Genomic DNA, 22,916 nt, shown 5'->3' with positions numbered 1-22,916 from the left:
GGGGACCCTACAGGTCAGGTGATGTCGTCGTAACCGTTGACCCGGTCGTGGTCCGCGTTCCCCTGCCCCGGCACGGATCGGCCGGACGAGACGGCTTCGGTCTCACCGATGTCCTCGGGGGTGAGGTCCAGCTCCGATGCCTCGTCGTCGCCGGGGCCCTCCGCGGCGATCCTGGCCTTGCGACGGTCGTTGAGCAGGGCGATCGCCGTGGCCACGAAATACAGCACCCAGATCGGTCCGGCGAGCGCCAGCATCGTCAGCGGGTCGGTGCTGGGCGTGGCGACCGCAGCGAAGACCGTGATGCCCATGATCATGCCCCGCCACCAGCCGAGCATCCGCTTGCCGGTGATGACGCCGCCGAAGTTCAGCATGACGAGCAGCAGAGGCAGCTCGAACGAGAGGCCGAAGACCACGACCATGCGTGTGATCAGATCCAGCAGCTCGTCCAGCGGCAGCTGGTTGTCGAGGTCGGCCGGTGAGAACTCCAGGAGCACGCGTGCCATCGTGGGCAGCGTCTTGTACGCGAAGAAGCCGCCGGCGAGGAAGAGCGGGAAGCCCGCGCCCACGAAGGCGAGGGAGTACTTCTTCTCGTTCTTGTGCAGACCGGGGGCGACGAAGGCCCACAGCTGGTAGAGCCAGATCGGCGAGGCGAGGACGACACCCGCCATCAGCGAGACCTTGAGCGCGAGGGTGAACGGGGTCAGCAGACCGTTCAGGACGATACGCGCGCAGGTACCGTCCCGCTTCTGGGCGAGATCGGCGAAGCTCGACTCGCAACCGACCGACTTCAGCACCGGATTGGTGAAGAACTCGATGATCCCCTTGTAGAAGAAGGCGGCGACGATCGTCACGACGACGATCCCCAACAGGCCCTTCACCAAGCGGTTACGCAGCTCACGCAGGTGCTCCACCAAGGGCATGCGGCCCTCTGGGTCCGTCTCCTGCTTGCGGGCAGACTTGAGCAACCCACGTCCTCATCTCGTGCAGCAGGTGCCACCGGTCCCGGCGCCTGCGTCGGCCCGTATCTGTCGGCGTCAGCGCTTGGTCGAGTCGGTCGGCTCGGCGACCGGGCGGGAACTGGTCACGTCACCGGGCGCGGCCTTGATGGTACGCGGGGCGGCCTGGTCCTGGGCGGCGTCGTTCGCCGCCGGCTCGGCCGGGGTGGCCGACGGGCCGCCCTCGGACTTCATCGCCTTGGCCTCGCTCTTCAGGATGCGGGCGGACTTGCCGAGCGAGCGCGCCATGTCGGGAAGCTTCTTCGCGCCGAACAGCAGAACGATGACGACGAGGATCAGGATGATCTCGGGAGCGCCGAGCCTTCCGAACATATGCGTGTACCTTCTCACCGAGGCAGCAGGGGTGGGGCGGGTCGAACCTCGGACGGACGTCCGATCGTCGTACTGTCAGCGATCGTATCCCGCAAGGGTAAACACGGAGCAATACCCGGGCGTTCTTGCGGTTACGGCCCACGCCTCGCTCTCCGGGCCGCTTCAGCAGCGTACCTGCCGAACCGGAGAAACTGGAGGCCGCGCTCTCACCGATCGGTCATCCCTGGTCACGCCGCACGTGATCGCGCGGAACGGCACGGACGGGCCCGGCCCGCCGAGCAGTCCGGGAATGCCGCCGCCGACGGGCACGAAACACCTCTCACCGCAGGGTCTCACCCGCGGCGGCGAGATCCGCGGCGGCCCGTTCGAGATCCTCCGCGGCCCGGTTGACGCGCTGAGAGGTCAGCGCCACCTGGCGCCCCAGGCGCCGGACCTCGACGAAGACGTTGACGGCCAGCACGCCGAGGACGGCGATGCCGAGAAATCCCAGGGCGATGGCGAGCATGGGCCAGAACATGCGCAGAGCCTCGATGTGTCTAGGTGTCCGGAAATCTGCCGACGGGTACGCGGGCGGGACGGGGCGGCGCGCCCGGCGGACCGACCGGTCGCGCCCCCGCGTCACACACCGCTGTGGAGCCGCAACGTCCGCACCCCGCCGCCGGTGAGGAGTTCGACTATCCGCTCCCCCGCCGGTTTGCGGACGGCCGCACCGCACTCGGGGCAGGTGAAGGAGTAGAACGTCGTCCGGCGACTGGCGCCCACGGCGAGCCGGATGGCTCCCGCCGCCAGTTCGAAGCGCGCGCGGCAGTCGGGGCAGGCCGCCTTGAAACGCACGGACTCCGGCACCACCACGGTCGACACATCCGACATCGCAGACATATCCCTCATATCTCCTTCGGATATCCGCTCAGGCCGGGTCGTCGTAGGCGGCGAGCGCGGCATGTGCCGCTTGCTGTGCACTCCGTGCCAGCTCCGGCGGGGCCACGATGCGTCCTTCACCGCCGAGCCTCAGCGCGAGTCTGCGCAGCGAGGCGGGATCGGGGGTGCGCAGGGTGATCCGCAGCCCGCCGTCCGGCAGTTCCCGGGCGGTGTCGTGCGGGTAGTACTCGGCGACCCATCGCCCGCCGGGGCCGACCTCGACCACGACCTCCGGGTCCTCGGCGGCCGGTTGGACGAGCCCCTCGGACAGGTCCCTCAGTTCGAGCTCCGGCGGCGCGGCGGGCTCGTCCAGCAGCCGGATCTCGGCGACCCGGTCGAGTCGGAAGGTGCGCCGGTCCTCGGAGGACCGGCACCACGCCTCCATGTACGTGTGCCCCACGGCGAACAGCCGGATCGGGTCCACCTCGCGCTCGGTGAGTTCGTCGCGCGCGGGCGAGTAGTAGCGCAGCCAGAGCCGGCGCCGCTCCGAGATCGCCCGGTCGACCTCCGCGAAGACCCCGCCCTCGGACTCGAAGGTGACCGACAGCCTGGAACTGGCCGCCCCCACCTCACCGGCGGCGGTCTCCAGCTTCGCGGTGGCCCGCAGCAGCGCCTGGCGGTCGCTCTCGCGCAGTCCCGGCAGCGTGGCGACGGCGCGGGCGGCGACCAGGAGCGCCGTCGCCTCGTCGGCCGCGAGCCGCAGCGGCTCGGCGACGTCGTCCGGGTTGTGCCACCAGATCCGGTCGCCGTCGGTGTCGATGTCCAGCAGGTCCCCGCCGCGGAAGCTCGTCCCGCACATGGGCAGCACGTCGAGGTCGGAGATCAGCTCGTCCTCGGTGATCCCGAAGGCGCGGGCGACGTCCTGCACGTGGGCACCGGGACGCTCGCGCAGGTACGTGACCAGGGAGAGCATCCGGCGGGTCTGGTCGATGGCGTTCGTGGCCATGAAACGGGCCCCCTCAGTCCTTGGCCACGGCACGCAGCCGGTCCACCACATCGGCCCGCAGATCGGCGGGCTCCTGCACGACGACGTCCGGCCCGAACTCGACGAGCCAGGCGTCCAGTCCGTGTCCGTACGGGATTTCCAACTCGTCCCACCCGTCCCCGAGTTCCCGGACCGAGACGGCCCGCGAGCGCAGCGGGTAACCGGCGCCGGTGCGCAACCGGATCCGCGCGGTGCGGGTCGCCGTCTCCCCCGCCCAGCTCTCCACGGTCTCGCGGACGGTGACGACGTCGGGCACCTCCGCGGTGAACGTGCCGGTGCGGGAGCGCACCCTTCCGGTGATCCGGGAGAGGCGGAAGACCCGCTCGGCGCCGCGCTCCCGGTCCCACCCGGCCAGGTACCAGTGACCGCGCCAGCACTCCAGGGTCCAGGGCTCGACGTGGCGCGTCTCGGGCCGGGCGGAATTGGCCTTGCGGTAGTCGAAGGTCACCGGACGGCGGTCGCGGCAGGCCAGCATCAGCGGCTCGAACGCGGCCTCGTGGACGGGGATCCGCGGTTCGAGTGCGCTGTGCACCTCGTACGCGTCCTCGGCCTCCGGCATGCCGGCGGCCCGCAGCTTCTGGAGCGCGCCGCTGGCGGCACCGGCCAGCCGCGCCTGCTGCCAGACCTTGGCGGCGAGACCGAGCGCGGCGGCCTCCTCGGCGTCGAGCGTGATCGGGGGCAGCCGGTTGCTGTCGCGGCGGGCGAGATAGCCGATGTCGCCGTCCAGGTTCTCCACCGTCTCGATGATCAGACCGAGTTCGCGCAGATCGTCCTTGTCGCGCTCGAACATCCGGTTGAAGGCGTCGTCCGAACCGGCTTCCAGATACGCCTCGATGGAGCCCCGCAACTCACGCTTGCTCAGCGGGCGCCGGGTTCCCAGCAGGCACAGGGCCAGGTTCATCAGCCGCTCGGCCTTGGCGATCGCCATCGGCGCCCTTTCTGTTGTGCTCCACGACGGTCGACGGTACCGCTCCGCGCTGCCGGGACAAAAGCGAGGGCCCACGCCTTGCGGCGCGGGCCCTCGGTGCTGTGCCCCGGCGGCACGGGAACGCGGATCAGACGGCGACGAGGTCGCAGACGAAGATCAGCGTCTCGCCCGGGGCGATGCGGCCGCCACCGGCGCCGCGGTCACCGTAGGCGAGGTGCGCGGGGATGGTCAGCTGGCGACGGCCGCCGACCTTCATGCCCTGCACGCCCTTGTCCCAGCCGGCGATGACCTGGCCGGCGCCGAGCTGGAACTGCAGCGGGGTGCCGCGGTTCCAGGAGGCGTCGAACTCCTCGCCGGTCGAGAAGGCCACACCCACGTAGTGGACGGAGACCTGGTCGCCCGCCTTGGCCACGGCGCCGTCGCCCTCCCAGAGGTCCTTGATCTCCAGATCGGCCGGCGGCTCGCCACCCGGGAAGTCGATCTCGGGCTTTTCGATGTTCACGGACTTGCTCCTCGTGATGGTGAACTGGGCAACCGGGACAGTCTTACATCTTCGCCAGCAGGTCCACCGCGAAGACCAGCGTGGACTTCGCGGGGATCGTCTGCTGGGCCTGGTCGCCGAATCCCTGGTCCGGCGGGATGACCAGGAGCACCCGGCTGCCGACCTTCTTCCCGACGAGACCGTTCTTCAGGCCCTTCAGGGTCACCTGGCCGAGCGGGAAGGTCTGGGTCTTGCCCGCGGTGTAGGTGCTGTCGAACGTCTTGCCGTCCTTCCACAGCAGGGCCACGTAGTTCACGATGACGCTGTCGGTGTCCTTGACGACCTCGCCCTTGGATTCCAGGACGTAGTTGGACACCAGCTTCGCCGGCGGGGTGCTCTTGGACGGGATGGTGACGCTCGGGGCCTTGCCGTCGGTGTTGGTGCCGACCTTCGGCAGATCGATGTTGTCCTGGGCGACCGGCGTCCCCTGGGCGGACTTCGGAATCTGCGCCGTCTTCAGCACGTCGACGACGAAGACCAGCGTGGCGTTGGGTTTGATGTCGCCCTGCCCCCGGTCCCCGTAACCGAGGTCCGGCGGAATGACCAGCTGGACCCGGCTGCCGACCTTCTTGCCGACGAGTCCCTTGTCCCAGCCCTGGATGACCATGCCGGCGCCGAGGGTGATATTGAAGGGCTCGCGGTCGAAGCTGTTGTCGAAGGGCTTGTCCGAGTCCCAGGACTGCCCGAGGTAGTTGACCTGGACTGCGTCGCCGTTCTTGAGCGCGGCGCCGTCGCCCTGGCTGAGGACCTTGGTCTTGAGCTCCTTGGGCGGGTTCCCGGAGCCCTTGGACAGGGTGGGCTTCTCTCCGAACTTGGATCCCGCGGTGACGGCGGGGAACTCCGATCCGGAGGCTTTGTCGTTGCCACAGGCCCCGGTCAGCAGCAACAGGGGGACGACGAGAAGGCCGGCAAGTCGGCGCACTGGTTCCTCAGATCTCAGACGGCACAGTTGGTTGGGTCCCCGACACTCTAGGACGTGCGCGGGGCCCCGTACGAGGAACGTACGGGGCCCGCGTCGCGTCACTCCCCAGGAGTGGACGGTGTGGCCTCACATGCCCGCGATCAGCTTCTCGACCCGGTCGTCCACCGATCGGAACGGGTCCTTGCACAGCACCGTGCGCTGCGCCTGGTCGTTGAGCTTCAGGTGGACCCAGTCGACGGTGAAGTCCCGGCGCTGCTCCTGGGCCCGGCGGATGAAGTCGCCGCGCAGCCGCGCCCGGGTGGTCTGCGGGGGCACCGACTTGCCCTCGAAGATCTTCAGGTCGTTGCAGACCCGGGCGGCCTGCCCCTTGCGCTCCAGCAGGTAGTAGAGACCGCGACGACGGTGGATGTCGTGGTAGGCGAGGTCTATCTGGGCGACCCGCGGATGCGACATGCTCATGTTGTGCTTGGCCCGGTACCGGTCGATGAGCTTGTACTTCATCACCCAGTCGATCTCGGTCTCGATCCGGTCGAGGTCCTCGTTCTCGATCGCGTCGAGCGTGCGGCCCCACAGCTCCAGGACCCGCGCGACCGTTCCGGTGCGGATGCCGCGGCGGTCGACGAAGTCGGCGGCCTTCTCGTAGTACTCGCGCTGCACCTCGAGGGCCGATGCCTCGCGGCCACTGGCCAGCCGCACCTTGCGCTGCCCGGTGGTGTCGTGGCTGACCTCACGGATCGCCCGGATCGGGTTCTCCAGCGTCAGGTCCCGCATGACGGTGCCCGCCTCGATCATGCGGAGCACCAGGTCGGTCGCGCCGACCTTGAGCAGCATCGTCGTCTCGGACATGTTGGAGTCGCCGACGATGACGTGGAGTCGGCGGTACCGCTCCGCGTCGGCGTGCGGTTCGTCACGCGTGTTGATGATCGGACGGGACCGGGTGGTGGCGGAACTGACGCCCTCCCAGATGTGCTCGGCGCGCTGGCTGACGCAGTAGACGGCTCCGCGCGGGGTCTGCAGCACCTTGCCCGCGCCGCAGATCAGCTGCCTCGTGACGAGGAACGGAATGAGGATGTCCGCGAGCCGGGAGAATTCTCCGTGCCGGGCCACGAGATAGTTCTCGTGGCATCCGTAGGAGTTTCCCGCCGAATCGGTGTTGTTCTTGAAGAGGTAGACGTCGCCCGCGATTCCCTCCTCGTGCAGGCGGCGTTCGGCATCGACGAGCAGACCTTCGAGAATGCGCTCGCCGGCCTTGTCGTGGGTGACCAGTTCGGTCAGGTTGTCGCATTCGGGGGTTGCATATTCCGGATGCGATCCCACGTCGAGGTAGAGGCGGGCGCCGTTCCGCAGGAAGACATTGCTGCTGCGGCCCCATGACACGACACGGCGGAAGAGGTAGCGCGCCACTTCGTCAGGTGACAGTCGGCGCTGTCCCCTGAACGTGCACGTGACGCCGTACTCGTTCTCCAGCCCGAAAATGCGGCGGTCCATGACTGAACATTACGCCTGATGGCCCGAGCTGAAACCGGGTTCGACAGTACCGTTTCGATCATTTTCCGAACCCCGTGCGGCAACGGCCGTACGTCCGGGAACTGCCAGGACCTTTTTCGTGGCCAGCAGAACGACCAGTGCCGCCACCCCACTGGCCCCCGTCACGGCGAAACTCCACCTCGTACCGCCCAGTTCGACGGCGGGGCCGGCCGCGGCCGTGCCCACCGCCGCGCCAACCCCGAACGTCGTCACCAGCCAGGAGAACGCCTCGGTCACCGTGCCCGCGGGCGCGTGCCGGTCGACCACGATGAAAGAGCACGCGATCGCGGGCGCGAGGAACACCCCGGCCAAGGCGGCCAGGGCGGTCATGGGGACGAGGCCCGGCGTCAGCATCAGCGGCAGGTAGCCCAGGGCCAGGAACGCCACGATGAACCGCAGGCGGCGCTCCGGCGCCCCGGCCCACTGCCGGGCCCCGTACACCGCGCCGCCGATCAGCGCGCCCAGGCCGAGGGCCGCCATCAGCCAGCCGTACACCGATTCCCGGCCGTGGTCGTCGGCGTACGCCACCCCGGCGACCGTGATCGACCCCAGGGCGAGGCCGACGAAGAAGAACGAGCCGAGCAGCGCCAGCAGCCCCGGCGAGCGCAGCGCACCCAGCCAGTGCGCCTCACGGGGCTCGGAGCGCCAGGCCCGGGAGGGTTCGGACAGGACGACGGAGAGCGCCCCCAGCACCCCCACCGCGTTGATGACCAGCAGGGCCGCGGCGGGCGACCAGACGGAGACGAGCAGCGTCACCAGCAGCGGCCCCACGGTGAACATGACCTCCTGGGCGACGGCATCCATCGCGTAGGCCCGGTGCACCCGCTCCTGGCCGTCCAGCACGGACGGCCACAGGGCGCGCAGGCCGCCCTCCAGGGGAGGCGTGAACAGACCCGCCACGATCACCGCCGCGCAGGCCACCGGCAGCGACCCGGGGCCCGCCAGCGCCAGCAGGGCCATGCCGAGCGCCGACACCACGGCGGCCGGCAGCTGGACGCGCGGCTGGCCGTACAGGTCCACCGCCCGGCCCAGCAGCGGCTGCCCGACCGCGGTGGCCAGCCCGTACACGGCCGCGAGCGCGCCGGCCAGCGTGTAGCTGCCGCCCTCGGCGCGGATGAACAGCACGATCGCGATGTGCGCGGTGCCGCTCGGCAGGCGGCCCACCAGGGTTCCCGTCAGCAGCCTGGCGGCGTGCCGCGCCCGGAGGATGTCCAGATATCCGGCGGCCATGTACCCGTCCCCTCGCCCTGCGGCGCCTTCCGGCGCACGAAGGTTTTACGTATAACGTCGAGCGTCATACGTACCATGTGCGCAGTCCGCAGGTCCACCGCACGGCACCTGCCCCGACCGGCCCGGAGGCCCGAGTGACCAGCGCAGCGCAGCCCGACCCGTCGCGGCCCACCAGCCGGGACGTCGGGCGGGCCGCGGGCGTCTCGCAGGCCACCGTCTCGCTGGTGCTCGGGGACAAGTGGCGCGGCAGGGTCTCCGAGGCGACCGCCGACCGCGTGCGGCACGCCGCCGACGCTCTCGGCTACCGCCCCAATCTCGCCGCCCGCCATCTCCGCCTCGGCCGCACCAGGACGGCGCTGCTGGTCGTACCGGCGCTCACCAGCGAGTACTTCGCGCGGGTCTACACCGGCGCCGCCGCCGTCGCCGCCGAGCACGGCTTCGGGGTGGTTCTCTACCCGTCCCCCGAGGGCACCGGTCCGGCCAGGGACCCCTTCGCCTCGGCGCGCGCCTCCCTCGACGGGGTGATCGCCTCCTCCATGGCCGCGGGCGCGCTCGACGCCCTGCGCGGGGCGGGGCTGCCGCTGGTCATGCTCGACAGCGACCCGGCGGACACCGGGGTCGCGGCCCGGGTCAACCTGGACATCGCCGACGGCATGCGGCAGGTCGCGGAGCATCTGCTCGGGCTCGGCCACCGCCGATTCCTCCACCTGGCGTCGGCGGTCGACTCCTGGACGTTCGACGTCCGCGCCCGGGCGCTGCACGACGCCCTGGGGGCCGTGCCGGGTGCCTCGGTGCGGACCGTCCGGGCCGCGCTGGACGTGCAGGCCGGGCGGGAAGCGGCGCACCGGGCGCTCACCGGCCCCGGCCCCCGGGCCTCGGCGGTCGTGTGCGACGACGACATCCTCGCCGCGGGTGTCTGCAAGGCAGCTCGCAGGCTCGGCCTCCGGGTCCCGGACGACCTGTCCGTGACCGGCTTCGACGACCTGGCCCTGGCCACGGCCGTCGAACCGGAGCTCACCACCGTACGGCTGCCGGCGGAACAGGTCGGGGAACGCGGCATGGCCGCCCTGCTGGCCGTGCTGGACGGCCGCCCGGCCGAGCCCGGCAGCCTCCCCGTACGCCTGGTGCCACGTGGGTCCTCGGCACCGCCGCCCGCCGACGGCACGCGGACATGACGGTGCCCCGGCCCGCCGGGAACGGCGGACCGGGGCACCTGCCGGACTACTCCACGTCCCCGCCGGAATCGGCGGAATCCCCGGAATCCCCCGGACCCGCAGCACCTGCGGAATCTGACGGCTTGTCGGCGGACTTGGTGACGTCCGTCGGGCCCGTGGCGGCCCCGGTCCCCTCGTCCGACTCCGTGTCGGAGGGGGCGTCGGTCGGCGCGGAGCCGCCGTCCGCCTCCAGCAGGCGCGCCAACTGCCGGCCCACGATCCGCTTGAACTTCCGCTGCTGCGGCCGCGTGCGGTCCAGGACCGCCACCTCCAGCCGCTCGGCGGGAATCTCCCGCTCGCTGCCGTTGGGGTCGCGGGACAGCGCCTGCACGGCCAGCTTCAGCGCCTCGGCGAGCGTCATCCCGTCGCGGTGCCGCTGGTCGAGGAAGGTGCTGATCTGCTCGGCGTTCCCGCCGACCGCGACCGAGCCGTGCTCGTCGACGATCGAGCCGTCGTGCGGCAGCCGGTAGATCTGGTCGCCCTCGGGCTCGGTGCCGACCTCGGCCACCACCAGCTCCACCTCGTACGGCTTCTCGGCCGCGCTGGAGAAGATGGTGCCCAGCGTCTGCGCGTAGACGTTGGCGAGCCCACGGGCCGTCACGTCGTCGCGATCGTAGGTGTATCCGCGCAGATCGGCGTAACGCACCCCGCCGATACGGAGGTTCTCGTACTCGTTGTACTTGCCGGCGGCGGCGAAACCGATCCGGTCGTAGATCTCGCTGAACTTGTGCAGCGCGCGGGACGGGTTCTCGCCGACGAACACAATGCCGTCGGCGTACTGCAGCACTACCAGGCTGCGTCCACGGGCGATGCCCTTGCGGGCGTACTCCGCCCGGTCGGCCATGGCCTGCTGGGGTGAGACATAGAACGGCGTCGACACCGGTTATCCGTCCCTTTCTGTCAGTGACGAGAGCATGGGGGAAGCATCGGAACGACGGTCAGAGCAGCGCGGCGCGCGGGCCGTCGGGCTGCTCCAACCGGTGTTCGAGGACCGAGCGGGCAATCTCGGAGGATTCCGCGTCGGACAGCTTCCGGAAGCCCTCGTCGGTGATGACGGTGACGATCGGGTAGATGCGCCGGGCCACGTCGGGACCGCCGGTCGCCGAATCGTCGTCCGCGGCGTCGTACAGCGCCTGGACGACCAGGGTCAGTGCCTGCGACTCCGTCAGGTCGTCGCGGTACAGCTTCTTCATCGATCCACGGGCGAAGATCGAGCCGGAGCCGGTGGCCGCGTACCCGACGTCCTCGGAGCGGCCGCCCGTGACGTCGTACGAGAAGATCCGGCCCTTCCCGCGATCGATGTCGTAGCCCGCGAAGAGCGGCACGACGGCCAGGCCCTGCATGGCCATCGCAAGATTGCTGCGGATCATCGTGGAGAGCCGGTTGGCCTTGCCCTCCAGGGAGAGCTGGGTGCCCTCGACCTTCTCGAAGTGCTCCAGCTCCAGCTGGAAGAGCTTGACCATCTCCACCGCCAGACCGGCCGTCCCGGCGATGCCCACCGCCGAGTACTCGTCGGCCGGGAAGACCTTCTCGATGTCGCGCTGGGCGATCATGTTGCCCATCGTCGCCCGCCGGTCGCCGGCCAGGACCACACCGCCGGGGAACGTCGCCGCGACGATGGTCGTGCCGTGCGGCGCCTCGATGGCCCCCTGCACGGGCGGCAGGCTCCGGTTGCCCGGGAGCATGCCGGGCGCGTGGTCGGACAGGAACTCCATGAACGAAGAGGATCCCGGCGTCAGGAAGGCAGCTGGTAGACGCCCGGTGCTGCGAGTGTTGGCTTCCACGCGTTTCCCTCCAGGTATGCGACGGCCTGCGGAAGGCGTCAGGACCTCTCCCGACGTGCCGGTGGCCGAATTGCAGTCGATGCGTTGTGCCACGGACCCTACCCGTCCCGCAGCGGCGATCCACATGAACCGTGAGGGGCGGCCGCACGGCCTGCGATGCCGCTCGCGGCCGCGCGGTACGGGCCGGCCGGCCCGTACCGCGCGCATCCTGATCCACTCCCCCGAGTCCACGTCCGTGAACTGCCGTCCGGATCCTTCCGGACGTCCTTCCGGACTACTGTCCGCCCTTTTGCACGAAGGAGCGCACGAAGTCCTCCGCGTTCTCCTCCAGGACGTCGTCGATCTCGTCCAGAACCGAGTCGACGTCGTCGCTCAGCTTCTCCTGGCGCTCCTTGAGGTCGTCGGACGCCTGTGCGTCCTGCGCCTGCTCCTCGACCTCCTCGGTGGAGCGCGTCGCCCTCTGCTGTCCGCCGCCGGTGTCCTTGGTCGCCATCTAGCTCACCCCGCTCGGTTCGAAGCACTTGATCAGACCCTACCCACGGGGTCCGACATCGGCCCGGTACTTGTCCAGACGCCCGGGGTCATCCCGATGATTCCCCGATCGTCGTTCTTTCAGCCGCCCGACAGCGCCTGGACCAGTTCCTCGGCGGTGCGGCAGCGGTCCAGGAGCTCCTTGACGTGCTCACGAGTGCCGCGGAGCGGTTCCAGGGTGGGCACCCGCTGCAACGAGTCGTGACCCGGCAGATCGAAGATGACCGAGTCCCAGGAGGCCGCGGCCACGTCGTCGGCGAACTGTTCCAGGCAGCGCCCACGGAAATACGCCCTGGTGTCCCCCGGAGGCCCCGTGCGGGCCCTGTCGACCGCGCCCTCGTCCAGCAGCCGCTTCATCTTCCCGCGGGCCGCCAGACGGTTGTACAGCCCCTTGTCGGACCGCACGTCGGCGTACTGCAGATCCACCAGGTGCAGCCGGGCGGCGTCCCAGTCCAGGCCGTCGCGGCGGCGGTACCCCTCCATGAGCTCCCGCTTGGCCACCCAGTCGAGCTCCCCGGACAGGCTCATCGGATCGTTCTCCAGCCGGTTGAGCGTGTCCTCCCAGCGGCTCAGCACGTCCTTGGTCTGCTCGTCGGCGTCCGCGCCGTACCGCTCCTCGACGTACTTGCGCCCCAGCTCGAAATACTCCATCTGCAGCTGCACGGCGGTGAGGGTGCGGCCGCTGCGCAGCGTGACCAGCTGCTTCAGCGTCGGGTCGTGGGAGACGTGGTGCAGGGTGCGCACCGGCTGGTCGACCGCGAGATCGACGTTGATGAAGCCGTCCTCGATCATGGACAGGACCAGGGCGGTGGTGCCGAGCTTCAGGTAGGTCGAGATCTCCGACAGGTTGGCGTCGCCGATGATCACATGGAGCCGGCGGTACTTCTCCGCGTCGGAGTGCGGTTCGTCGCGGGTGTTGATGATGGGGCGCTTGAGGGTGGTCTCCAGGCCGACCTCGACCTCGAAGTAGTCCGCGCGCTGGCTGATCTGGAAGCCGTGCTCGTGTCCGTCCTGGCCGATTCCCACACGTCCCGCTCCGGTGACCACCTGGCGGGAGACGAAGAACGGGGTCAGGTGGCGCACGATGTCCGAGAACGGGGTCTCCCGCTTCATCAGGTAGTTCTCGTGCGTGCCGTACGAGGCGCCCTTGTTGTCGGTGTTGTTCTTGTAGAGGTGGATCGGCTGGGCGCCCGGCAGCTGCGCGGCGCGCTCGGCGGCCTCGGCCATGATGCGCTCGCCCGCCTTGTCCCAGAGGACGGCGTCCCTCGGATTGGTGACCTCCGGGGAGCTGTACTCGGGGTGCGCGTGGTCGACGTAGAGGCGGGCCCCGTTGGTGAGGATGACATTGGCGAGACCGATGTCCTCGTCCGTGAGCTGGCTGGAGTCCGCGGTCTCGCGGGCGAGGTCGAAACCTCGCGCGTCCCGCAAGGGGTTCTCCTCCTCGAAGTCCCAGCGGGCGCGGCGCGCCCGGTGCATCGCCGCCGCGTACGCGTTGACGATCTGGGACGAGGTGAGCATGGCATTGGCGTTGGGGTGGCCGGGAACGGAAATCCCGTACTCCGTCTCGATGCCCATTACTCGCCGTACGGTCATGCGGCCCTCCTTGCCCGGCGGCGCTCCCTTGAGGGGCGGCGCTCAAGTACCGCTGCTTGTCCGGTGCCTGTGCGGTGCCCGTTCCCGCACTGCGCGACCGGGCGGTACGCACGAGCCTAGAGCGACTCCGTGCTGGTGGGGAGATCAATTACGTCATTGCTGCGGTGTCGTCGGTGCGGTCCGGAACAGACGCCCCGGCCGCGGGTGCCCGGCGGGGCACCCGCGGCCGGGGCGTTTTTGCGAACGTGTTCCGAAAACGGTGCCGTCCGCCCGGGCGGGCGGGCGACATTCCCGGAAAACGCCCTAGAGGTACTGTCCGGTATTCGCGACCGTGTCGATGGACCGGCCGGTGTCCGCGCCCTGCTTTCCGGTGACGAGAGTGCGGATGAATACGATCCGCTCGCCCTTCTTTCCGGAGATGCGGGCCCAGTCGTCCGGGTTCGTGGTGTTCGGCAGGTCCTCGTTCTCCTTGAACTCGTCCACGCATGCCTGGAGGAGGTGGGAGACGCGCAGGCCCTTCTGACCCTGGTCGAGGAATGCCTTGATGGCCATCTTCTTGGCCCGGTCGACGATGTTCTGGATCATCGCGCCGGAATTGAAGTCCTTGAAGTAGAGGACTTCCTTGTCGCCGTTGGCGTAGGTGACCTCGAGGAAGCGGTTCTCCTCGGACTCCGTGTACATCCGCTCGACGACGGACTGGATCATGGCGTGCGCGGCGGCCTCCCTGGAACCGGAGTGCTCCGCGACGTCGTCCGCGTGCAGCGGCAGCGAAGGAGTGAGGTACTTCGCGAAGATGTCCTTCGCGGCCTCCGCGTCGGGCCGCTCGATCTTGATCTTCACGTCGAGCCGGCCGGGCCGCAGGATCGCGGGGTCGATCATGTCCTCGCGGTTGGAGGCGCCGATGACGATGACGTTCTCCAGGCCCTCGACGCCGTCGATCTCGGCGAGCAACTGGGGGACGATGGTGTTCTCCACGTCCGAGCTGACGCCCGATCCCCGGGTGCGGAAGAGGGACTCCATCTCGTCGAAGAAGACGATGACGGGAGTGCCCTCGCCCGCCTTCTCGCGGGCACGTTGGAAGACCAGACGGATGTGCCGCTCCGTCTCGCCGACGTACTTGTTGAGGAGCTCGGGCCCCTTGATGTTGAGGAAGTAGCTCTTGCCCGCGGGCTGGCCGGTGACCTCGGCGACCTTCTTGGCAAGGGAGTTGGCCACGGCCTTGGCGATGAGCGTCTTGCCGCAACCGGGCGGGCCGTAGAGCAGGATGCCCTTCGGGGGCCGCAGTTCGTGTTCCTTGAAGAGGTCGGGGTGGAGGTAGGGCAGCTCGACCGCGTCCCGGATGAGCTCGATCTGGTCGCCCAGGCCGCCGATCCGGTCGTAGTCGATGTCCGGCACCTCTTCGAGGACCAGCTCCTCGACCTCGCTCTTGGGGACCACTTCGTAGACGTAGCCGGACCTGGGTTCGAGGAGCAGGGCGTCGCCGGGGCGGATGGTGATGTCCAGCAGGGGCTCGGCGAGCCGTACCACCCGTTCCTCGTCGGTGTGCCCGATGACCAGGGCCCGCTCGCCGTCCTCCAGGATTTCCTTGAGGGTGACGATGTCCCCGGCCCGCTCGAATTCCATGGCGTCGACCACGTTGAGCGCTTCGTTGAGCATGACTTCCTGGCCGCGCCGGAGGCCGTCGAGCTCGATGCTGGGGCTGACATTCACCCGGAGCTTTCGGCCTCCGGTGAAAATGTCGCAGGTGCCGTCCTCGTTGCCCTGCAGAAACACACCGAATCCGGCCGGCGGCTGCGCGAGCCGGTCGACTTCTTCCTTGAGGGCCACAATCTGGTCGCGGGCCTCACGGAGCGTGTTGGCGAGCCGCTCGTTCTGCGCGGTCACGCCCGCCAGGTTGGTCTGCAACTCGACGATCCGCTCTTCGAGAATCCTCGTATGACGCGGAGAGTCGGCGAGCTTGCGTCGCAGGACGGCGATTTCCTGCTCAAGATAGGCGACCTGGCCGGCTGGGTCTTCGGACCCCCGCCCGGGCCGGATGCCGCGGTTGATGTCGTCGTCGTGGGCTGCCACGGTCCTCACCTCCTCCAAGGGGAGCTGGACGCTTCCTGACCCTACCTGGGTGGGTGATGATTGAAACCCTTAGATCACAAAGACTGCGAGGCGTGTCCGATCTTCACCCTTGCGTTCCCCCTCGTGTCAGGGGAATACCCACCCTTCAACATCGGAAAGCGGCCGGTTGTATCGTCGAACCGTTCAACACCCGTCGGGGCTGGCCCCTTTTGGTTCGGATACGCAGGAAACGGCAGGAGAAATGACCGTGCAGCAGGACGCGCCCACCGGAGGCGACGCGCAGGACCTGGAGGTCTGGATCGACCAGGACCTCTGCACGGGCGACGGCATCTGCGTGCAGTACGCGCCCGAGGTGTTCGAGCTGGACATCGACGGCCTGGCGTACGTGAAGAGCAGCGAGGACGAACTGCTCCAGGACCGGGGTGCCACGACGCCCGTGCCGCTGCCGCTGCTCCAGGACGTGGTCGACTCGGCCAAGGAGTGCCCCGGCGAGTGCATTCATGTGCGTCGCGTCTCGGACAGCGTCGAGGTGTACGGCCCCGAGGCCGCCTGACCGGTCGGGCCGCCCCGCCCGGTCACGCACGGTGAGCGGGCGGGTTCCGGCGACCATGTTCCGCGCCGGGCGTCCGGTGGCCCCGCAGGCAGTGCGCGGTTCGCCGGGCGCGGACGTCCGTCATCCCTCAGGCGGACTGCGTCGTGGCCTTCCCGGTGGTACGGACGAAGGCACCGCCCCGCCAGCGCCAGGTCACGTCCTCCTGCTGGTCGGGGCAGCAGCGGGGCACGTCGTCGGACGAGTAGCCGAACAGCGTGGCCGAGACCGCTCCGTCACGCACCGTGAAGTCGCCGATGCTCATCTGCTGGGCGGGGTCCACCAGGGTCGCCACGACCCGGGGCGCGGCCCCGCTTCCGCGGGTGAGGACGTAGACCCCGCTGGGCGGGGTGCCGGACCCCGCGGCGCAGCGGACCACGGCGACCGTCTCGGGGCGGCCGTCGCCGTCCAGGTCCCCGGTCGCCCGCTTGACGACGGTGTACTCCTGGCCCCCGCAGTCCAGGGGGAAGGCCGCTCCCTCGGGATCGGGCGCGGGGGCGGGCGCCGTGCCGTGCTGCGCGGCGACTCGGTCATGGGTCTGGGCGGAGGCCGTGGGGTCGGGCTGGAGCAGCCCCGCGGCGGCGACGACGGCCGCCATGGCCGCCGCGGTGGCGAGCCAGTGCAGCGGACTGGTGTCGGTGTGCGCGAGGTCCGGGAGCTCGGAGGGCTGCACGCGGGATGTCTCCTGTGGTTCCTGTGGATCGAGGATGCCTGGGCCGCCGTCGCCGGTGGGGGCGTCGTCGGTGGCGTGGGAGTGGCCAGCATCGTGCCACACCGGACCGGTCGGGGGAACGGCGGGGTCGACACGGATGCCCGTCCGTCCGGGCAACGAAAGGGCGCCGCCGCCGAGTTCCCGGGTCGGTCCGGGAACTCGACGGCGGCGCCGGTTTGTTGTCGCGCGCCTCTCGGCAGTGGTCAGTCGCGCGAGGAGGAGCCGCTCCGGCTGCCGGGACCGTCGTAGTCCTCGCCGTAGGCGCCCTTGGCGGGGCGGCGGCGGCGCAGCGGGGGCTCCACTCCGTCGGCGAGGCGGCGGGCGGTGACGAGGAAGCCGGTGTGCCCGATCATGCGATGGTCCGGGCGGACGGCCAGGCCCTCGACGTGCCAGTTGCGGATCATCGACTCCCAGGGCTGCGGTTCGGCGAAGCAGCCGATCTCGCGGATGGATTCGACGGTCCGGGCGAGCTGGGTGGTGGTCGCGACGTACGCGCAGAGGATTCCGCCGGGCACCAGCGCCTTGGAGACGGCCTCCAGGCACTCCCAGGGGGCGAGCATGTCCAGGACGACCCGGTCGACGTCGGTGTCCGAGAGGTTGTCCTGGAGGTCGCCGACGGTCAGCTGCCAGGCGGGGTGCGGTTCGCCGAAGTAGCGTTCCACGTTCTGCCGGGCGATCTCGGCGAAGTCCTCGCGGCGCTCGTAGGAGTGCAGCATGCCCTGGTCGCCGATGGCGCGGAGCAGGAAGGTGGAGAGCGATCCGGAGCCGACGCCGGCCTCCACGACGCGGGCGCCGGGGAAGATGTCGGCGAAGGCCAGGATCTGCCCCGCGTCCTTGGGGTAGACCACGGCGGCGCCGCGGGGCATGGACAGGACGTAGTCGGGGAGCAGGGGGCGCAGCGCGAGGTAGGCGACGTTTCCCGTGGTTCGGACAACACTGCCCTCGGGGGCACCGATCAGCTCGTCGTGCGGGAAGGAACCCTTGTGGGTGTGGAAGTTCTTTCCGGCTTCGAGCGTGAAGGTGTAGTGGCGTCCCTTGGGATCGGTGAGCTGGACCTGGTCCCCGACCTTGAAGGGCCCGCGTCGGCGGGCGGCACCGGTCGGTTCAGACATGTGACCAGCGTACCGGTGATCCTGGCCGCCCCGGCCCGGCCGCCCGTCCGGGCGGATGCCCGGCGGCCGGTCCGCGCGGTCAGGCGGCCGGCCTGGCCAGGGCGGCGACGAAGGCCCGCTCGACGTCCGCCGTGGACAGCACCCCGTAGATCTCGCCGGTCTCCTCCAGGACGAGGTACTCGGTGGCGGGGCTCTCCCGGAGCCGGTCCAGCAGTGCTTCGCCGGTCAGTTCGGCGGACACCTTCATGCCCTCGGTGAGGTCCTGGGCGAGGCCGCTCACGGCGACCCAGGGGCGGCGGTGCTCGGGGACGGAGACGATGGCCGTCTCGCGGACGACACCCGTCGGCTCGCCGTGGCCGTCGACGACGACGAGGGCCCGGGCGCCCGCCGCGTTGGCCCGGCGCAGGGCCTCGGACAGCGGGGTGTCCGACTCCACCGGGACGGCACGACGGGTGAGGGTGCGGGCGCTGAGTTCGGGGAGGTGTTCGCGCAGCCGCGCCATGCGCAGGCTGTTGCCGGCGCCGGTCCAGATGATGGCGGCGAGGATGGCGGCGAGCAGTGCGTCGGTGACGGTCTCCATGCCGCTGAGGTCGCGCGGGTCGTTCCCGAAGGAGCCGCTGTGGGTGAGCAGCGGGAGGCCGATGAGGGTGACGACGGCGAGGGCCCGGCCGACCCAGGCGGCGGCGACGGTGCCGCTCATCGGCCGGCCGGTGATCTTCCAGACGACGGCGCGGAGCATGCGGCCGCCGTCCAGCGGCAGTCCGGGCAGCAGGTTGAAGGCGGCCACCAGGAGGTTGGAAATCATCAGTCCGGCGAGGAGGACGCCGGGCACGGTACCGGGCTCGACGAACTTCATCCCGGCGTAGAAGACACCGGCGAGCACCAGGGAGAGCAGCGGGCCGACGAAGGCGAGCAGGAATTCGCGGCCGGGCGTCTCGGACTCCTTCTCGATCTCGGAGACGCCGCCGAAGAACTGGAGCTGGATGCGGCGCACCGGGAGCCGGTAGCGCAGCGCCACGATCGTGTGCGCGAGTTCGTGGACGAGCACGGAGGCGTAGAAGGCGATCGCGAAGAAGAGGGAGACCAGGTAGCGGGCCGCGCCGAGTTCGGGCAGCACCCGTTCGAGCTGGCCGCCGAAGACCCAGGTGATGAGGGCGGCGACCACGAACCAACTGGGCGCGACGTACACGGGCACACCGAAGGGACGGCCCATGAGAAGGCCGCCGCCGGGTTCTTCGGGGCGCCGCGGTCCGTCCTTGCCGGGGCCGGTGCCGGGGGGCGGTTCCCCCGCGCCGGGCTGCGGGCGCCCACTGTCGCCGCTGTCGTCCACGAGGTCCCTTCGGTCGGTGCCCTGCCGCACGGTCGTTCCGTGTGCGGGGGTGTGTGGTCGATGGTAAGCCGCCGGATGTCGGTGGCGGGCCGTAGGGTCTTCGGCATGACCTCCCTGCCGCGGCCCGCTCAGCCGCCCTCGTCCCTCTCTCCGTCGCGGGCCGGCGATTTCATGCAGTGTCCTCTGCTGTACCGCTTCCGGGTCATCGACAAACTGCCGGAGAAGCCCAGTGAGGCGGCTACCCGGGGCACGCTGGTGCATGCGGTGCTGGAGCGGCTCTTCGACGCCCCGGCGGCGGATCGCACGGCGGGCCGGGCCACGGCACTGATCCCCGCCCAGTGGGACCGGCTGCTGGAGTCGCGGCCGGAGCTGTCGGAGCTGTTCGCGGAGGATGCCGGGGGCGAGCGGCTGGCGCGCTGGCTCTCGGAGGCGGAGCGGCTGGTGGAGCGGTGGTTCTCGCTGGAGGATCCGACGCGCCTGGAGCCCGCCGAGCGTGAGTTGTTCGTCGAGACGGAGCTGGAGTCGGGGCTGCGGCTGCGCGGGGTGATCGACCGGATCGACGTGGCGCCGACGGGCGAGGTCCGGATCGTCGACTACAAGACGGGGAAGGCCCCGCGCCCGGAGTACGCGGAGGGCGCCCTCTTCCAGATGAAGTTCTACGCGCTGGTGATCCTGCGCCTGAAGGGCGTGGTGCCGCGTCGGCTCCAGCTGGTGTATCTCGGCAGCGGTGACGTCCTCACCTACGACCCGGTGCCGGGGGACCTGGAGCGGGTCGAGCGGAAGCTGCTGGCGTTGTGGGAGGCGATCCGGCTCGCGACGGAGACGGGCGAGTGGCGGCCCCGGCCGACGAAGCTCTGCGGCTGGTGCGATCACCAGTCGTTCTGTCCCGAGTTCGGGGGGACTCCCCCGGTCTATCCGTTGTCGGTACGCCCGGCGGAGTCCGAGCAGGGTGTCCAGGGCAGAATGGATCCGGCCCGCGGCGAGGCCGCCGGGCCCGTGACCGTCGAAGGACCTTAGAGGAGACCTTGTGGCAATCCGCGTCCTGCTGGTCGATGACCAGCCGCTGCTGCGCACCGGCTTCCGGATGATCCTGGAGGCGGAGGGCGATCTCGCGGTGGTGGGCGAGGCCGGTGACGGCCTCCAGGCTCTCGACCAGGTGCGGGCGCTGCAGCCCGATGTGGTGCTGATGGACATCCGCATGCCGCGGATGGACGGCGTGGAGGCGACGCGCCAGATCACCGGTCCGGGCCGGGACGGCCCGGCGAAGGTACTGGTGCTGACCACCTTCGACCTCGACGAGTACGTGGTGGAGGCGCTGCGTGCGGGTGCCAGTGGCTTCCTGCTGAAGGACGCCCCGGCCCATGAGCTGGTGCAGGCGATCCGGGTGGTCGCGGCGGGCGAGGCGATGCTGGCCCCGAGCGTCACCCGCAGGCTGCTCGACAAGTACGCGGACCACCTGCCGTCCGGCGAGGAGCCGGTGCCCGACGCGTTGAACACGCTGACCGACCGCGAGGTCGAGGTGCTGAAGCTGGTGGCGCGCGGCCTGTCGAACGCGGAGATCGCCGCGGACCTGTTCGTCAGCGAGACGACGGTGAAGACGCACGTGGGTCATGTGCTGACCAAGCTCGGTCTGCGCGACCGGGTGCAGGCGGCCGTGTACGCGTACGAGAGCGGGCTGGTGCGTCCCGGCGCCCAGTGAGGCGCGGCCGGGCCGGCCGCGGGGCGGTCCCGGTCGGCTCGCGGGGCGGGCTCGCCCCGGCCCGCCGCCCGCCGGGCGTCCGGCGCCGGGCCGGGGGCCGGACACCGTGCGGCTCAGTCTGCGCCCTTGCCCAGCTCCCACAGTTGGAGGTCGGCGGAGGAGTTGACCGCCCATTCGACGCCGGTGAGGCGCTCGCGGGAGGCGACGTACTGCTTGCCCTGCCAGATGGGCAGGACGGGGACGTCGGCGGCGACGATGTCCTGGAGCCGCTTGAAGGTCGGCGCCGCGGCGCTGCGGTCGGGTTCGCGGCGGGACTGCGGAATCAGCGTCTTCTGCGCCAGGTCCGACGTGTAGGGGGAATTGAGGAAGTTGTTCCGGTCCAGGAACGGGGCGATGAAGTTGTCCGGGTCCGGGAAGTCGGGGAACCAGCCGAATCCGTAGACGGGGTAGTCCCCGCGCACCTGCGCGGGGCGGTACGCCGACCAGGCCGTGCCCTCGGTCTTCACGTCGAACAGTCCGGTGTCGTTGAACTGCTTCGCGAGGACGTCGAACTCGGCTGCGGTGGCGGTGCCGAAGTGGTCGGTCGCGTAGTGCAGGGTCAGCTTCACAGGGGTGTGGACGCCCGCCTCGTGCAGGATCGCGGCGGCCTTGGCGGTGCTGGGTTCGCCGTAGGTGTCGTAGAACGAGCTGGTGTGGGTGGCGACGCCGGACGGTATCAGCGAGTACAGCGGGTCGGTCGTGGTGCCGTACACCTTGCTCGCGATCTCTCCGCGGTCGACGACCTGGGCCATGGCGCGGCGGACCGCCTTGTTCCCCACGACCGGGTCGTCGGTGTCGAAGCCGAGGTAGCGGATGGCGAGACCGGGCAGCTCGGTCAGTCTGATGCCGTTCTTCGGATGTTGGAGCAGGTGTCGTGACTGCTCGGGCGACATGGTGCGGGTCATCATGTCGATCTTCTTGTCGTCGAGGGCCTTCCCCATCGCCTTCGAGTCGGGGAAGAGGTCGAGTTCGACCGTGTCGTTCCGGATGGTCAGGCCCCCCTTGTAGCGGGGGTTCCTGGTGAAGACGACCTTGACGACCTGCTGGTGCTCGACCTCGGCCTTCATGGTGTACGGGCCGGAACCGTCCACCTGGAACCCGGTGCGGGCGGCTGCGGCCGGGTACGCGTCCGACGGCACGATCCCGGCGACCGGGGTGGCGAGTTTGTACGGGAACGTCGCGTCCGGCGTACGGAGGTGGAAGACGATCTCGCGCTCGTCCCGTGTCTCGACCGTGTCGATGTTGGCCAGCAGGGCGACGGGGCCGTTGCGGGCGTCGATGCGGATGACGCGGTCGATGGAGTACTTCACGTCGTCGGCGGTGAGGGGGCGCCCGTCCGCGAAGGTCAGTCCGCTGCGCAGCTTGCAGCGGTAGCTCTCGTTCTGCGTGTCCGAGAAGGCGCAGCTCTCCGCGGCCTCGGGCACCGGCGCGCCGCCTCCGCGCGGCACCCGCGTCAGCGTCTGCAGGGTCTGGCGGAGCACGTTCCACACACCCGCCTCGTAGCCGATCGCCGGGTCGAGCGGCGCGGGGTTGCTCGCGGAGGCGACGAACCGGTCCGTGACGCCGACGACGACGTCGGCCCCGCCGCCCCCGTCGCCCGACGCGCCGCAGCCGGCGAGTACGGGCACGAGCAGCCCCGCGACGGCCGGCAGCACCAGGTTCCTGCGGTTCATCTCGATCGGTCTCCCTCGTCCGGACGTGGGGAGAGCGACACTAGTGGGCGCCGCACACGATGTCGGATCGCGGGCGCCGGTCACGTCGTCGGACCGTTGCGGAACAGGACGGCGTGCCGCCTTCGCCACCTCGGAATCTTTGCCCCGGAAGGGGATTCAATGGGACATTTCCCTGCCCGGTGACGGGTCTC

Annotated in this window: 23 protein-coding genes; 4 read left to right on the top strand and 19 right to left on the bottom strand. The window is 70.1% G+C overall.

What is annotated here, in order from left to right; genetic code table 11:
* Positions 1-14: 14 nt before the first annotated feature.
* From tatC to ACFC79_RS21035, 10 genes are all read right to left on the bottom strand, one after another.
* Positions 15-965 carry a twin-arginine translocase subunit TatC gene (gene tatC / locus ACFC79_RS21080; protein ID WP_376242241.1) on the bottom strand — a complete coding sequence of 317 codons (951 nt, stop codon included), beginning with the start codon at positions 963-965 and terminating at the stop codon, positions 15-17.
* A 69-nt stretch (positions 966-1,034) separates the two neighbouring features.
* On the bottom strand, positions 1,035-1,328 hold the full coding sequence (gene tatA, locus ACFC79_RS21075) for a Sec-independent protein translocase subunit TatA (RefSeq protein WP_376242239.1): 294 nt from the start codon (positions 1,326-1,328) through the stop codon (positions 1,035-1,037).
* A gap of 319 nt (positions 1,329-1,647) precedes the next feature.
* A complete protein-coding gene (locus tag ACFC79_RS21070; protein WP_376242237.1) occupies positions 1,648-1,845 on the bottom strand; it encodes a hypothetical protein in 198 nt (65 codons plus the stop codon).
* Between the two features lie 101 nt (positions 1,846-1,946).
* Positions 1,947-2,216 carry a hypothetical protein gene (locus ACFC79_RS21065; RefSeq protein ID WP_376242236.1) on the bottom strand — a complete coding sequence of 90 codons (270 nt, stop codon included), beginning with the start codon at positions 2,214-2,216 and terminating at the stop codon, positions 1,947-1,949.
* A gap of 19 nt (positions 2,217-2,235) precedes the next feature.
* The gene (locus ACFC79_RS21060) at positions 2,236-3,192 is read right to left on the bottom strand and encodes a helix-turn-helix transcriptional regulator (RefSeq protein ID WP_376242234.1); all 957 of its coding nucleotides are present in this window, start codon (positions 3,190-3,192) and stop codon (positions 2,236-2,238) included.
* 13 nt (positions 3,193-3,205) lie between these two features.
* The gene (locus ACFC79_RS21055) at positions 3,206-4,159 is read right to left on the bottom strand and encodes a helix-turn-helix transcriptional regulator (RefSeq protein ID WP_376242233.1); all 954 of its coding nucleotides are present in this window, start codon (positions 4,157-4,159) and stop codon (positions 3,206-3,208) included.
* A gap of 127 nt (positions 4,160-4,286) precedes the next feature.
* Positions 4,287-4,661, bottom strand: a complete 375-nt coding sequence (locus ACFC79_RS21050; RefSeq protein ID WP_376242231.1) for an FKBP-type peptidyl-prolyl cis-trans isomerase — start codon at positions 4,659-4,661, stop codon at positions 4,287-4,289.
* A gap of 43 nt (positions 4,662-4,704) precedes the next feature.
* A complete protein-coding gene (locus ACFC79_RS21045) occupies positions 4,705-5,622 on the bottom strand; it encodes an FKBP-type peptidyl-prolyl cis-trans isomerase (protein ID WP_376242229.1) in 918 nt (305 codons plus the stop codon).
* A 126-nt stretch (positions 5,623-5,748) separates the two neighbouring features.
* Complete coding sequence (pafA, locus tag ACFC79_RS21040; protein ID WP_376242227.1) at positions 5,749-7,110, bottom strand: Pup--protein ligase; 1,362 nt, start codon at positions 7,108-7,110, stop codon at positions 5,749-5,751.
* Between the two features lie 9 nt (positions 7,111-7,119).
* On the bottom strand, positions 7,120-8,379 hold the full coding sequence (locus ACFC79_RS21035; protein ID WP_376242225.1) for an MFS transporter: 1,260 nt from the start codon (positions 8,377-8,379) through the stop codon (positions 7,120-7,122).
* 134 nt (positions 8,380-8,513) lie between these two features.
* Here ACFC79_RS21035 and ACFC79_RS21030 point away from each other — a divergent pair, with 134 nt between their 5' ends.
* On the top strand, positions 8,514-9,554 hold the full coding sequence (locus tag ACFC79_RS21030; RefSeq protein WP_376242223.1) for a LacI family DNA-binding transcriptional regulator: 1,041 nt from the start codon (positions 8,514-8,516) through the stop codon (positions 9,552-9,554).
* A 46-nt stretch (positions 9,555-9,600) separates the two neighbouring features.
* On the opposite strand, the gene prcA is transcribed toward ACFC79_RS21030, so the two are convergent.
* The 5 genes from prcA to arc all read right to left on the bottom strand — a co-directional run bounded on the left by prcA (position 9,601) and on the right by arc (position 15,571).
* Complete coding sequence (prcA, locus tag ACFC79_RS21025; protein ID WP_376242221.1) at positions 9,601-10,473, bottom strand: proteasome subunit alpha; 873 nt, start codon at positions 10,471-10,473, stop codon at positions 9,601-9,603.
* Between the two features lie 58 nt (positions 10,474-10,531).
* Positions 10,532-11,377: a proteasome subunit beta gene (prcB, locus tag ACFC79_RS21020; RefSeq protein ID WP_376242220.1), complete on the bottom strand. Its 846-nt coding sequence runs from the start codon at positions 11,375-11,377 to the stop codon at positions 10,532-10,534.
* Between the two features lie 274 nt (positions 11,378-11,651).
* Positions 11,652-11,870, bottom strand: coding sequence for a ubiquitin-like protein Pup (locus ACFC79_RS21015; RefSeq protein WP_073787958.1), 219 nt, complete (start codon positions 11,868-11,870; stop codon positions 11,652-11,654).
* A 119-nt stretch (positions 11,871-11,989) separates the two neighbouring features.
* Positions 11,990-13,501, bottom strand: a complete 1,512-nt coding sequence (gene dop, locus ACFC79_RS21010) for a depupylase/deamidase Dop (protein ID WP_376242217.1) — start codon at positions 13,499-13,501, stop codon at positions 11,990-11,992.
* Positions 13,502-13,804: 303 nt separating this feature from the next.
* Positions 13,805-15,571, bottom strand: a complete 1,767-nt coding sequence (arc, locus tag ACFC79_RS21005) for a proteasome ATPase (RefSeq protein ID WP_376242215.1) — start codon at positions 15,569-15,571, stop codon at positions 13,805-13,807.
* Between the two features lie 241 nt (positions 15,572-15,812).
* Between arc and ACFC79_RS21000 the strand changes: the two genes are divergently transcribed.
* The gene (locus tag ACFC79_RS21000) at positions 15,813-16,124 is read left to right on the top strand and encodes a ferredoxin (protein WP_376242213.1); all 312 of its coding nucleotides are present in this window, start codon (positions 15,813-15,815) and stop codon (positions 16,122-16,124) included.
* A 127-nt stretch (positions 16,125-16,251) separates the two neighbouring features.
* Here the strand turns inward: ACFC79_RS21000 and ACFC79_RS20995 are convergent, their stop codons facing one another.
* The 3 genes from ACFC79_RS20995 to ACFC79_RS20985 all read right to left on the bottom strand — a co-directional run bounded on the left by ACFC79_RS20995 (position 16,252) and on the right by ACFC79_RS20985 (position 19,314).
* A complete protein-coding gene (locus ACFC79_RS20995) occupies positions 16,252-16,833 on the bottom strand; it encodes a hypothetical protein (RefSeq protein WP_376242211.1) in 582 nt (193 codons plus the stop codon).
* A gap of 242 nt (positions 16,834-17,075) precedes the next feature.
* Positions 17,076-17,984: a tRNA (adenine-N1)-methyltransferase gene (locus tag ACFC79_RS20990; RefSeq protein WP_335938559.1), complete on the bottom strand. Its 909-nt coding sequence runs from the start codon at positions 17,982-17,984 to the stop codon at positions 17,076-17,078.
* A gap of 79 nt (positions 17,985-18,063) precedes the next feature.
* Positions 18,064-19,314 (bottom strand): site-2 protease family protein, encoded by a 1,251-nt coding sequence (locus ACFC79_RS20985; RefSeq protein WP_376242266.1) that lies wholly within the window; start codon positions 19,312-19,314, stop codon positions 18,064-18,066.
* Between the two features lie 171 nt (positions 19,315-19,485).
* On the opposite strand from ACFC79_RS20985, the gene ACFC79_RS20980 reads away from it, so the two are divergent.
* Both ACFC79_RS20980 and ACFC79_RS20975 read left to right on the top strand, forming a co-directional pair.
* Positions 19,486-20,331, top strand: a complete 846-nt coding sequence (locus tag ACFC79_RS20980; RefSeq protein ID WP_376242264.1) for a RecB family exonuclease — start codon at positions 19,486-19,488, stop codon at positions 20,329-20,331.
* Between the two features lie 10 nt (positions 20,332-20,341).
* Positions 20,342-21,013 (top strand): response regulator, encoded by a 672-nt coding sequence (locus tag ACFC79_RS20975; RefSeq protein ID WP_376242209.1) that lies wholly within the window; start codon positions 20,342-20,344, stop codon positions 21,011-21,013.
* Positions 21,014-21,126: 113 nt separating this feature from the next.
* Here the strand turns inward: ACFC79_RS20975 and ACFC79_RS20970 are convergent, their stop codons facing one another.
* Positions 21,127-22,725, bottom strand: a complete 1,599-nt coding sequence (locus ACFC79_RS20970) for an ABC transporter substrate-binding protein (RefSeq protein ID WP_376242207.1) — start codon at positions 22,723-22,725, stop codon at positions 21,127-21,129.
* Positions 22,726-22,916: the final 191 nt, after the last annotated feature.

The organism is Streptomyces sp. NPDC056061, assembly GCF_042266885.1.
GTDB lineage: Bacteria > Actinomycetota > Actinomycetes > Streptomycetales > Streptomycetaceae > Streptomyces.
This window is presented reverse-complemented; position numbering and strand designations above follow the sequence as displayed.